The 12,100-nt window shown below is 66.1% G+C and carries 11 protein-coding genes; 2 read left to right on the forward strand and 9 right to left on the reverse strand.

Going from position 1 to position 12,100, the window contains the following annotated elements:
- Positions 1-32 precede the first annotated feature (32 nt).
- From ACCD07_RS14035 to ACCD07_RS14060, 6 genes are all read right to left on the reverse strand, one after another.
- Positions 33-563, reverse strand: a complete 531-nt coding sequence (locus ACCD07_RS14035) for a RidA family protein (RefSeq protein WP_176655410.1) — start codon at positions 561-563, stop codon at positions 33-35.
- A 13-nt stretch (positions 564-576) separates the two neighbouring features.
- Positions 577-999, reverse strand: coding sequence for a c-type cytochrome (locus ACCD07_RS14040; RefSeq protein ID WP_176655409.1), 423 nt, complete (start codon positions 997-999; stop codon positions 577-579).
- Positions 996-2,654: a flavin monoamine oxidase family protein gene (locus ACCD07_RS14045; RefSeq protein WP_413447684.1), complete on the reverse strand. Its 1,659-nt coding sequence runs from the start codon at positions 2,652-2,654 to the stop codon at positions 996-998. The genes ACCD07_RS14040 and ACCD07_RS14045 overlap by 4 nt, the downstream gene beginning before the upstream one ends.
- A 338-nt stretch (positions 2,655-2,992) precedes the next feature.
- Complete coding sequence (locus ACCD07_RS14050) at positions 2,993-4,849, reverse strand: Mu transposase C-terminal domain-containing protein (RefSeq protein ID WP_413447685.1); 1,857 nt, start codon at positions 4,847-4,849, stop codon at positions 2,993-2,995.
- The gene (locus ACCD07_RS14055) at positions 4,849-4,995 is read right to left on the reverse strand and encodes a hypothetical protein (protein ID WP_176655406.1); all 147 of its coding nucleotides are present in this window, start codon (positions 4,993-4,995) and stop codon (positions 4,849-4,851) included. Before ACCD07_RS14055 ends, ACCD07_RS14050 begins: the two co-directional genes overlap by 1 nt.
- A gap of 264 nt (positions 4,996-5,259) precedes the next feature.
- Positions 5,260-7,536: a DEAD/DEAH box helicase gene (locus ACCD07_RS14060; RefSeq protein ID WP_353404117.1), complete on the reverse strand. Its 2,277-nt coding sequence runs from the start codon at positions 7,534-7,536 to the stop codon at positions 5,260-5,262.
- Between the two features lie 176 nt (positions 7,537-7,712).
- Between ACCD07_RS14060 and ACCD07_RS14065 the strand changes: the two genes are divergently transcribed.
- Positions 7,713-8,696, forward strand: coding sequence for an alpha/beta fold hydrolase (locus ACCD07_RS14065; RefSeq protein WP_413447686.1), 984 nt, complete (start codon positions 7,713-7,715; stop codon positions 8,694-8,696).
- Positions 8,697-8,799: 103 nt separating this feature from the next.
- On the opposite strand, the gene ACCD07_RS14070 is transcribed toward ACCD07_RS14065, so the two are convergent.
- From ACCD07_RS14070 to ACCD07_RS14080, 3 genes are all read right to left on the reverse strand, one after another.
- Positions 8,800-9,048 (reverse strand): hypothetical protein, encoded by a 249-nt coding sequence (locus tag ACCD07_RS14070; RefSeq protein WP_413447687.1) that lies wholly within the window; start codon positions 9,046-9,048, stop codon positions 8,800-8,802.
- A 49-nt stretch (positions 9,049-9,097) separates the two neighbouring features.
- Positions 9,098-9,373, reverse strand: coding sequence for a hypothetical protein (locus ACCD07_RS14075; RefSeq protein ID WP_353404114.1), 276 nt, complete (start codon positions 9,371-9,373; stop codon positions 9,098-9,100).
- A 144-nt stretch (positions 9,374-9,517) separates the two neighbouring features.
- Positions 9,518-10,324: an SDR family oxidoreductase gene (locus ACCD07_RS14080; protein ID WP_413447688.1), complete on the reverse strand. Its 807-nt coding sequence runs from the start codon at positions 10,322-10,324 to the stop codon at positions 9,518-9,520.
- 76 nt (positions 10,325-10,400) lie between these two features.
- Here ACCD07_RS14080 and ACCD07_RS14085 point away from each other — a divergent pair, with 76 nt between their 5' ends.
- Entirely contained in the window at positions 10,401-12,023 is a 1,623-nt protein-coding gene (locus ACCD07_RS14085; protein ID WP_413447689.1) for a M28 family peptidase, read from the forward strand.
- Positions 12,024-12,100: the final 77 nt, after the last annotated feature.

Below are 12,100 nucleotides of genomic sequence, written 5' to 3' on the forward strand. Positions count from 1 at the left end.
GACCTGTATCCCCGGATGACCTGGATATCCGGTTATTTTTTGGCGGCGACCACTTCGATCTCGACCAGCCAGCCCGGGTTGCTCAGCGCCGCCACCTGCACCACGGCGCGCGCCGGCAGGTTGGGCTGGTTGGCCTGGGCGCCGAAATACTGCGTGTACGCTTCCATGAAGCCCTTGGTGTCGGCCTTGCCGCCCTTGGCCGGATCGCCGACCAGGAACACGCTCATCTTCACCACGTCGGACATCTCCAGCTTCATGCCCTCGAGGACTTCCTTGATCTTCTTGAGCACCGACTCCGACTGAGTCTTGGTGTCGCCGAAGGCGGCCAGCGAATCCGGGGCGGCGCTCTTGTCGACGATGGCCGGCACCTGGCCGCTGACGAAGTGGATGGTGGCGGTCGACGGCACGCTGACGGCCAGCGCGATCGGGAAATCGGAGCCGGGGATCTTGTGGCGCACGATGTCTGCCGCGGCTTTGGGCGCGGCCTTCGGTGCGGCCTGGGCGCCGAAGGACAACAGGCCCAACGCGGCCGGGATCAACAGGGTTGCGAGTGCTTTTTTCATGTGGTGTGCTCTTTCAATGTTTGTTGGATACCTGGCCGTTGCTGAACGGCTCGACCTGCAGCGTGGCGCGCAACGCCGCCACTTCCGCCTCGGTCAACGGCTCGGCCTTGTTGCCCCAGCCGCTGCGCACGAAGCTCAGGACGGTGGCGATGTCGGCGTCGCTCAGGCTGTCGCTGAAGTCGGGCATGCCGCCCCGCCCTTTCAGCAGCACGGTGGCGACGTCGGTGCTTTTCCCCTGCACGAACTTGTTCCCCGCCAGCGCCGGGAAGGCGCCGGGTATGCCCTTGCCGGTGGCCTGGTGGCAGGCCGCGCAGTTTTTCAGGAACAGCGCCTTGCCGTCCGCAGCGCCCGCGTCCTGCGCGCGCGACGGCGCCGTGGCGGCCGCCGCCAGCAGCGCCACGACGGCCATCGCGGCCTTGATCAGCACTTCCTTCATGCGCTGGCCCTTTCATGGATCTTGGCGATCTGCTGCCATGCCGATTCGATGGCGCCGGCCTGCCAGCCGGTCAGGTAGCTCAGGTGTTCGCCGGCCAGCAGCACGCGGCCCTCGCCTTCGAGCAGCGTCGGGTAGGCGGCGGCGCGGGTCTTCTCGGTCCATTCGGCCCAGCCGCCCAGGTTGTATTGCACGCGGTGCCAGGCCACCGAGAACGAGGTCTCGAAGCTGTCGGTGTACTGCGGGAAGATCTTCTGCCCGGCCGCCAGCGCGAAGTCCGCGCGCTCCTTCGGTGACAGCGCGCTGACCTCGATCGCCGCCGTCTGGTACTGGTAGTAGCCGAGCAGCACGCCCTTCTTCTTCTGGAAGCCGTAGGACGGCATCGAGATCGTGTTGATGCCTTTCAGGTCGGTCAGCACGTGGCCGCCGTAGATATGCTCGTCCTCCTCCCAGAAGCGGCGCTTCATCTGCAGGCCGATCTTGCCGACCGGCGCGTAGGCCACCGTGGCCACGGCCTTCTTGAACTTGTCCGAGAAGTCGGTGTCGATCTGGCGCAGCACCGACAGCGGCATCGCGCACAGGCAGTAGTCGGCGCTGATGCTGGCGACCTTGCCGGTGCCGGTGTCCTTGAAGGTGACGGTGACGCCCTTGTCGTTCTGGCGGATGGTCTGCACTTCCGACTTGTAGCGGATGTTCTTGCCGACGCGCTTTTCAAACGCCTTGGCGATGGAGTCCATGCCGCCGACCGGCTGGAACATGGTGTTCTGCATCGGGAAGTCCTGCACCGCGCTGTAGACGTTGCCCAGCTTGGACGCCAGCAGGTCCTTGAAGCCCAGCGGATCGGACAGCGTGCCCGGGCCGGGCGAAGTGCCGGCGCCCGGATTGACGGCGAAGCCGCGGCCGGTGCGGCCCTTGTACTGCAGGTCGGCGCCGGCCAGCTGGCCTTCGTGCGCCAGGTAGTCCAGCAGCAGGCGCTTGTCGTCGGCCGTCAGTTCCTGGTCCAGCTGGTTGTTCTTGACCGACTTGGCCAGCAGCTCGGAGACGTGGCCGCGCATGTCGGCCTTGATCTCCTTGATGCGCATGCGCTTGCCGGCGAAGGGGCCGGCGTTTTCCGAGTAGACGAAGGAATGGTCGTTATCGTTGACCATCACCTCCAGCGGCACCTCGAACAGGCGCGTGTAGTGCAGCGTGGACTGGTGGTGCAGCGGGATGCGCCATGGGCCGTGGTTGATGTAGTGGCCGTCGTCGAATTCGCAGGTTTGTTTTTCGCCACCGAGCTCGGTCAGGCTGAAGCCCTTGCGCGCGGTCTGGCAACGGCCGCCGGCGAAGGCGCGCGCCTCGAGGATCTGGCACTGGTAGCCCAGCTTGCCCAGCTCGAAGGCGGCGGTCATGCCGGCCAGGCCGGCGCCCAGTATCAGCACCTTCTTGCCTTTGCCGCTGCCGCTCAGCTCCGGCGGCGCGGACGCCGTCGAGCCTATGCCCATGCCCCATGCGTTCATGGTATTGAGCAGCAATCCCGTGCCGCCGACCGCCGCGGCGCGATATAGGAAATCCCTTCGCGTGAATGAACTAAACGATTTAAACGGTTTTACTGTTTTACTGTCCATCTGCTTCCTCACCAGTCTGCTGAAAGATCCTTGGGCGACTTGCGTCCCCATAGTTCCTGTCTAGCAAGTGGCGTGCCACGAAGCCACAACAAAATAAACAGTGTTCATAACCACAGGAAGCCTGATGGCATAAGGCTCGGCGACATCAAACAATGTTTGTTCGGCGATGGCGAAAACATTGCTCTTTGCTCCAACGGGGCGCTTCCGGCGACAAACTTTATTTGTGCCGCATGGACTTTATTTTCGGCGTGGCGGTCATGCGCGCGCGGCGCGGCGCGGGCCGGTTGGAAACGGCTCCACCCTGCCGCACCAGCAAGTGGCACGCACCGGCATGTCGCAAAGTGGTCTGCACGGCGCTGGATCGCGCCGTTGGCTATCAAGCTACGGAATCAGTTAGCGAAGCTGGCGAAAGCCTGCGTAGTGGTACGTAGCGGCGTGTTGGCCGAGGTGGCGGGATTGGCGACGGTGCGCGGCAGGCGGGCGATTTCCGCCGCCGACAGCTGCTGGTGCGCGGCGCTGCCGTCGGCCAGGTGGCAGGCGTGGAACTGCATCGGCGCGTTCGGGTCCAGCAAATAAACCATGTCCATGTTGGACGGATCGTAGGCGACGCGCACGCTCCACTGCCCGCGCAGGCGCGCGCGCTCGAACCAGCGTTCGTTGATGGCGCGGGCGCAGGTGTAAATACTATCGAACAGATGGATGCCGTCGCCGGCGACGTCGGCTTGCGCCACCGGCATCAGGCTGCAGCGTATCAGGTGCTCGGGATAGGTCCGCAGGCTGCCGCCGCGATGGGCCACACCCCAGTCCCACAGCTGGCGCGGCGTGGCGCCGCCGGCATGCGCCAGTTGCTGCCGGTTGTTGTAGTACAGGATGCAGTCGACCACGATGCGGGTGAACTGCTGCAGGTCGAGCACGCCGTCCAGGCGGCACGGCAGTCCGTCGGCGTGCGGCGCCAGCAGGCGGAAGCGCTTTTCCAGCACGGCCTTCCAGTCGTCCGGGCCGTGGTCGACGGTCACGCAGCGCAGGTTGAAGTTGTTCAGCAGCGCATCGCGCTCGGCGTCGCCGGTCAGCGCGCTGTTGGCGAACAGCGTCTCGGGCAGGTGGCGGCACGGCCATTGCGCCGCCTCGATGCGGCGCCCCATCTGCTGGGTGTAGCGCTGCTTGTCGGCGCCGCAGTTGGCCAGCGCCAGCATCGCGTGCTGCCAGTTGGCCTGGCCCATGCCGATGTAGACGCCGGTGACCATGCGGCTGTATGAGTCGAGCGCCAGGTAGACCAGCGGCCGGCCGATGGCCTGGTGGCGGTCGGCGCGCGAAACCAGTTGCACCTCGGCGCGCACCGCATCGAGGTAGAAGCCGGCACCGGGACGGCCGCCGGCCGGCAGCGAGGCGAAGCGCGCGGACGCGGCATCGGGAACATCTACGGCGGCGACGGCGGCGATGTTGGCGGTTGCGGCGGCGTTGCGGCGCACCACTTCGGGCGGGCGGTCGTCGTCGTGATCGAGCCAGTAGTTGAACTGGCCGAAGGTCGGCAGCACGGCGTCCTGGCTGCCCGCCACCGTCAGCACGCGGCCGCTGTCGGCGTCGATATGGCGCTCGATGAAGAAGTCGGCCAGCATCTGCTGGTAGGCGCCCAGCCGCGAGAACTTGTCGTGGCCGGCCGCGTAATGCGCGGTGGCGACGCGGAAGGTGCGGCGGATTTCCTCGTCGGCGTTCAGGCCCGGGCCCGCGTCGGCGCCGCTCTTGCGCGGGCGCCCCCGCTTGACGCCCGCCGACGCCTGGCGCACCTTGCCGCGCCCGCCGGAGTTGCCGTAGTCGGGCAGCAGCGCGTTGGGCGTCTGCCCGCGCTGCCAGTAGCGGCGCAGGTAGCGGTAGATGGTCGGGTGCGACACGCCGTGCGTCTCGGTGGCCTGGGCGATCAGCTGGCCGCGCTGGCGTGCCTCGTAGATGCCCGGCTCCAGCGCCACCAGCGGTTCGACGATGGCCCACGCGCGGGCGCGCAGTTGCAGGTGTTTGGCCGGCAGCAGCTCCTGGCTGACGACCATCAGGTAAGGGTCGGCCGGCAACACGCTGGCGTGGCCGGCACGAATGTCGGCATGCAGCACCGACAGCTGGATCAACTCGACGTCGGCTGAGCGGGCCGCCACGTCAAATACATAGGCGTGGCTTTGCTCGGGAGCGATCCACAGGATGCGGACGGTGCGCGGAGACGGATGCGTGTACTGCAGCAGGTCGTTCCGCAACAGCATCAGCGGTCCTTGTCAGAGAAGGAGGCAACGTTAAACGGCCGCGTATCGATGAAGATCGAATGCAGGCCGACCTGGTCTTGCTCGCGCAAGACTTGCGGCTTGATGGCGTCGACAAAAGTAGTCCACAATTTCCTGAATTGAGTCATTTCAATACTCCCATGCTAAACGACGTGTCTCAGGTGGAGGCATCTCAAGGGATGCCTTTTATAACGATTGTGCTATCAGCCATGCAATAAGCGGGCCAGGCATGCCGGCGCGGCGGCGGCGCTATGGGAGCGCGGTGGGCAGGCCGTGAGCGGATTGGTGTACGAGCAATATTTAAGGCTCGCCAAGCTTTGTTTTGGTGCAACGCAGCACCGTGCTCGTGCACTGCGCGGACGTGAAAACGGAGCCTTGCAGCCCCGTCGTGTTTAGTATTTCTTGCCGGCTGGCTTGGACTTGAACTTATCCTTCTGCCCCGGCGCCGGCTTCTTCGGCGGCGTGGACTTGCCCGACTCCGGCGGCATGCGCTCGGCATGGCTGATCTTCAGCTGCGCGCCGCCGACCCACACCTTGCCCAGGTGCTTGAACAGCTCGGGCGGCATGCCGTCCGGCAGTTCCAGCATGCTGTAGGTGTCGAAGATCTCGATGCGGCCGATGTGCTTGGCTTCCAGGCCCGCCTCGTTGGCGATGGCGCCGACGATGTTGGACGGCGTGGCCGCATGGTTGCTGCCCACTTCGATGCGGAAGGCGCTCATCGGCAGGGCGATCTTGCCCGGCTTTTCCTTTTTCTTCTTCGGCGCGGCCTCGTCCAGCTCGGTGCTGTCGACGCGGGCGGCCTTGGCCAGCGGCGAAGCGGCCGGCGCCGCCGGGGCGGCGGATGCGGCGGGCGCGGCCGACGGGGCGCTCCGGACCGGCGCCGGACGGGCCGCCGGAGCCGGGGCTGGCGCCGGGGCGCCGTCACCGCTGTCGCGGCTGATGCGCAGCTGCTGGCCGGCCACCTTGATGCCGGCCAGGTGCTCCAGCACGTCGCCGCTCAGGTCGTCCGGCATATCGAGCACGCTGTAGTCGTCGTAGATCTCGATGCGGCCGATGTTCTTGGAGTCGATGCCGCCCTCGTTGGCGATGGCGCCGACGATGTTGCCCGGCTTGACGCCGTGCTGGTAGCCCACTTCGATGCGGAAGGTCTGCATGCCGGCGTCCGGCGCGCGCACGATGCGTTCCTTTTTCGGGAAACGCTCGCTGCGGTCGGCACGCTCCGGACGCTCGCCGCGCTCGAATCGGTCGCCCCGGTCGCCACGGTCCTGGCTGCCATGGCGTTCGAAGCCGACCTGGCGGCCCGGACGCTCGTCCCAGGTGGCGGCGGCGGTCTGCTGCTTCTTGTCGAGCAGCAGCGGCACGTCGCCGCGCGCCATCTTGGCCAGCGCGGCGGCGATCTCGATCGCCGGGATGTTCTGTTCGCGCTCGAAGTCCTCGATCAGCGACTGGAACTGTTCCAGCTCGCCCTGGGCCAGCGTTTCGCTGATCTGCGACTTGAACTTGGCGATGCGCACGTCGTTGACGGCCTGGATGGTCGGCAGCTCCAGCATGCCGATCGGCTGGCGGGTGGCGCGTTCGATCGACTTGAGCAGGTTCTTCTCGCGCGGCGTGATGAACAGGATCGCCTCGCCGCTGCGGCCGGCGCGGCCGGTGCGGCCGATGCGGTGGGTGTAGCTTTCCGGATCGTGCGGCACGTCGTAGTTGACCACGTGGCTGATGCGCTCCACGTCCAGGCCGCGCGCGGCGACGTCGGTCGCCACCAGGATGTCGATCTTGCCGTCCTTGAGCTGCTGGATGGTGCGCTCGCGCTGCGCCTGCTGGATGTCGCCGTTGATGGCGGCGGCCGAGAAGCCGCGCGCCTGCAGCTTGCTCGCCAGTTCCTCGGTACCGAGCTTGGTGCGCGAGAAGATGATCATGCCGTCGAAGTTCTCCGCCTCCAGGATGCGGGTCAGCGCGTCGAGCTTGTGCATGCCCGACACCAGCCAGTAGCGCTGGCGGATGTTCTCGGCGGTGCCGGTCTTGGCGGCGACGGTGATTTCCTTCGGATTGCGCAGATAGGTGTTGGCGATGCGGCGGATCGCCGACGGCATCGTCGCCGAGAACAGCGCGGTCTGGCGCGACTCCGGCGTCTCCTGCAGGATGCGCTCGACGTCGTCGATGAAGCCCATGCGCAGCATCTCGTCGGCTTCGTCCAGCACCAGCGTCTTCAGCTTGGACAGGTCGAGCGAACCCTTGTCCAGGTGGTCGATGACGCGGCCCGGGGTGCCGACCACGACATGCACGCCGCGGCGCAGCGCCGACAGCTGCGGGCCGTAGCTCTGGCCACCGTAGATCGGCAGCACGTGGAAGCCGGGGATGTGGGCGGCATAGGTCTGGAACGCCTCGGCGACCTGGATCGCCAGTTCACGGGTGGGCGCCAGCACCAGCGCCTGCGGCGTGGTCTGTTTGATATCGATGCGCGACAGGATGGGCAGCGCGAAGGCGGCGGTCTTGCCGGTGCCGGTCTGGGCCTGGCCCAGCACGTCCTGGTTGTCCAACAGCGAAGGGATGGTCGCGGCCTGGATCGGCGACGGCGACTCGTAGCCGACCTCTTTCAGGGCCTTGATCAACGGCGCACTGAGGTTCAGGTCGGAAAACAGGGCGATGGGGGATACGGGATTTGCAGACATGGCGTCACTCACAAGTATGTTCGAATCGCCTAATTGCGAAAGAAATTTGTGCGTAGTTTACTCTCTCTGGCCGGTTCGGGACCTTTTTTGCTTAAAACCGCCTGTTTAGACGCCAAAGCGCGACGTTCGCAAATGGCCTATATTGGCGGCTTCCCCTGTTCCGGAGCGATTCCACCATGCGCAATCTGTTCATCCTCGCCGCCGCCCTCGCCGGCCCGGCGTCGGCCGCAACCTACGGTCCCGAACTGCAGGGCTTCGACTACCCCTATCCGCTGCGGCACTACAGCTTCAGCTCGCAGGGGCAGCAGCTGCAGATGGCCTACATGGACGTGGCGCCGTCCGGCGCGGCCAATGGCAAGACCGCCGTTCTCCTGCACGGCAAGAATTTTTGCGGCGCCACCTGGGAGCAAAGCATCGCCGCCCTGAGCGCGGCCGGCTACCGCGTGGTGGCGCCCGACCAGATCGGCTTTTGCGCGTCCACCAAGCCGGAACGCTATCAATACAGCTTCCAGCAGCTGGCCGCCAATACCGAGGCGCTGCTGCGTCACCTCGGCGTGGCGCGCGCGGCGCTGGTGGCCCACTCCACCGGCGGCATGATCGCCACCCGTTATGCGCTGATGTACCCGGACAGCGTGTCGCGGCTGGTGCTGGTCAATCCCATCGGGCTGGAAGACTGGAAGGCGCTCGGCGTGCCGTCGCGCGGCGTCGATCAGTGGTATGAGCGGGAGTTGAAGCTGTCGGCCGACAGCGTGCGCTCCTATGAGAAGTCGACCTACTACGTCAACCGCTGGAAGCCGGAGTACGAGCGCTGGGTCGACATGCTGGCCGGCCTGAACGCGGGACCGGGCCACAAGCAGGTGGCGTGGAACTCGGCGCTGATCTACGACATGATCTTCACCCAGCCGGTGGTCTACGAATTCCCGCTGCTCAAGGTGCCGACCACGCTGATGATAGGCGACGCCGACACCACCGCCATCGGCAGCGACATCGCACCGTCGGCGGTCAAGGCGCGGATCGGCCGTTACGACCTGCTGGGCAAGCAGGTCGTCAAGCAGATCCCGCAAGCCACGCTGGTGGAATTCCACGGCCTGGGCCATGCCCCGCAGATGGAAGACCCGGCCGCCTTCCACCGCGCCCTGCTCGAAGAGCTGGCCAAATAAAAAAAGAGACAGGTTGGACCCTGTCTCTTTTCTTGCGCCGCCCAGGCCCTGAGGGTCCGGGGCGGCACGTCATGCACTGGCGGGGCCAGAACTAACGTCCAGATTACTTGCTGGCTGCCGGCGTCGAAGCTGCTGGTGCTGCCGGTGCCGAAGCTGCCGGTGCGCTGGCGGCTTTTGCAGCCTTGGCCTTCTTGTGATGCACTTTCTTGGCTGGTGCGCTCGCTGCCGGTGCCGATGCGGCTGGAGCCGGAGTCGATGCTGCTGCGGTGGCGGAAGCCGAAGCGGCTGGAGCTTGAGCGAATGCGGCGCCTGCGAACAGGGTGGCGATCAGGGTAGCGATGACTTTTTTCATGATTCAGTTCCTTAGTGGTTTATATGGTTTAGCTAATTAATGCTTCGACTTACTTTGCTGCGACGGTGACTTTGCTGTCCGCCTTGGCGACCGGTGCCGGCACCGCGGCTTTGTGTTCTTTTGCCTTGTGATGGACTTTGGTTTTTTCAGTCTTGACTTCCGCTTTGGCCTCGGCCTTCACTTCAGGTTTGACTTCGGTTTTCGCTTCGACTTTGGCCACGGCTGGCTTGACTTCAGGAGCGGCGGCGGTGGCGGCGACTGGCGCTTGTGCGAATGCTGCGGTAGCGAACAGGCCGGCGATCAGGGAAGCGATAATTTTGGTCATGATGTATTTCCTTTTTCTAGTTTCGGCATCGGGACAATCCCGTGTCGCATGAGCAAAAAACGCGGCCCGCCTGCGCTGAGTTGACCGGCATTACAACCTCTTACCGACTCTTACACTCGCTTACAACTGACCTCAATGCGGACCTCAGCGCGGCTTGACGTCGTCCTTGAGCGCCGCCAGCGCCATCCTCTCCACCAGGCCCGGAGCGATCAGCTTCATCCAGCGTCCCAGCTTGCCCTTGGCCGACATCACCACTTCGCGCTTGCGGCCCTCCATGCCGGCCAAGATCAGCGCCGCGCACTCCTCCACCGGCATCGCCTTGTCCTCTTTCAGGCTGCTGCTGCCCAGCGCCCCGCCGGCGGCGTTGAAGCCGCGATGGCGGATCTGCGTCGCCACCACGCCCGGATACGCCAGCGTCACGCTCACGCCCGCCGATTTGAGTTCCGCCCGCAGCGCCTCGAAAAAGCCACCCATGGCGAACTTGGTGGCGCTGTAGGCGGTGCGCCCCGGCACCCCGACCAGCCCCGCCAGCGACGACACCCCGACGATGGCGCCGCGCGACTGCTTCAGATAAGGCAGCGCCGCGTGCGTGCACCACACGCTGCCCCACAGGTTGATCGTCATCAGTTCCTGGTACCACGCCAGGTCCGCGACCTCCTCGAACAGCGCATGCGCCGAGCGGCCGGCGTTGTTGACCAGCGCGTCGATGCGGCCGTAGCGCGCCACGCAGGCCTCCACCAGCGCCGCGCACTGCGCCTGCACCGCGACATCGGTCGGCACCACCAGGGTCTGGGCGCCGGCCGCCATGCATTCCGCAGAAACCTGCTCCAGCGTGGCGCGGTTGCGCGCCGCCAGCACCAGCGCCACGCCCGCGCCGTGGCGCCGCGCCAGCTGCCGCGCCATCTCCGCGCCGATGCCGTCCGAACCGCCGGTGATGATGATGACCTTCATATGTCTCCCTGATTGTGTTGAACTACCGTGTAAGATAACCGGCTTCAGCATCGAATCACATCTTTTCGGAGTCAACATGCGTCTTCCCCTGTTCGCCATCGCCGCCACCCTCGCCCTGCAAGCGGGCGCCCAGCAAGCCCCCAAAGTGACGGAAGCGCCGCTGCGCGCCCACTTATCCTTCCTGGCGGACGACCTGTTCGAAGGCCGCGGCACCGGCCAGCGCGGCGGCGACCTCGCGGTGCGCTACCTGGAGACCCAGGCCGCCATCATCGGCCTCAAGCCGCTGGCCGGCGGCGGCTACCGCCTGCCGGTGAAGATCGAGGGCACGAAGCTGCTGGAACGCAGCTTCGTGCGCTTCGACGCCGCCGGCGGCAAGAGCACGACGCCGAAGAACGGCAGCGAGATCGTCTTCGGCACCGCCGGCGGCAAGACCGACGTCGCCATCGACGCGCCGCTGGTGTTCGTCGGCTACGGCGTCATCGCGCCCGAGGAAAAATGGGACGACTACAAGGGCCTCGACATGAAGGGCAAGATCCTGGTCATGATGGTCAACGACCCGCAGCCCACCGCCGAGGAACCGAACCGCTTCGCCGGCAAGGCCTACACCTACTACGGCCGCTGGCTGTACAAATATGAGGAGGCGGTGCGCCAGGGCGCCGCCGGCGTGCTGCTGATCCACACCACGCCGTCCGCCTCCTATCCGTGGAGCGTGCCGGCCAATGGCTTCAGCCACGAGCGCTTCCACCTGGCCGGCGGCGGCAATCCGGTCGAAGGCTGGCTGCAGGAAGACACCGCCCGCGCGCTGTTCGCCGCCGGCGGCTACGACCTGGACGCGCTGCGCGCCAAGGCCGAGCGCCGCGACTTCACGCCGGTCGACCTGAAGACCCGCGTGCACGCCGAAGTGCACAGCGCGATCCGCCAGATCGAGCAGTTCAACGTGGCCGGCATCGTGCCCGGCAGCGACGCCAAGCTGAAGGAGCAGGCCGTGGTCTACTCGGCCCACTGGGACCACCTGGGCATCGACGAAGGCACGCGCCGCGACGACAAGACCGACCACACCTGGAACGGCGCCATCGACAACGCCTCCGGCGCCGCCGCGCTGCTGGCCATGGCGGCCGAAGCGGTCAAGCATCCGGCCAAACGCACCCAGGTCTTCCTGTGGCCGGCCGCCGAGGAACAGGGCCTGCTGGGCAGCGCCGCCTACGTGCAGAACCCGGCCTGGCCGCTGGCCCGGACCTCGGCCGACCTCAACCTCGACAGCATGAACTTCGTCGGCCTGACCAGCGACATCGGCGTCGCCGGCGCCGAGCGCAGCAGCCTGTATGAGGCGGCCGGCACGGTGGCCAGGCAGATGGGCCTGAAGCTGGCGCCAGCCATTCCCGACCTGTCCGGCGCCTACTTCCGCGCCGACCACTTCAACTTCGCCCGCGCCGGCGTGCCGGCGTTCAACGTCGGCTCGGCGGTGTTCTCCGGCGACGGCCATTTCAGCTTTGTCAAGGACCCGGTCAAATCGGCCGCGCGGCTGGTCGCCTTCAAGCAGGACTACCACCAGGTCACCGACGAATACCACGCCGACTGGGACCTGTCGGGCATGGTGCAGCAGGCGCAGTTCACGCTCAACCTGGGCTACGCGGTGGCCAACGCGCCGGCGATGCAGACCTGGAAGGCGGGCGACGCCTTCGGCAAGGTCAAGCGCTAGCCCTGACCAGGCGCATCGCCGTCGGATATATGCCACACGGCAACGCCCGGGAAACGCCTATAATTCAGGCAGGAATT

Source organism: Duganella sp. Dugasp56 (genome assembly GCF_047304105.1).
Lineage (GTDB): Bacteria > Pseudomonadota > Gammaproteobacteria > Burkholderiales > Burkholderiaceae_D > Rugamonas > Rugamonas hordei.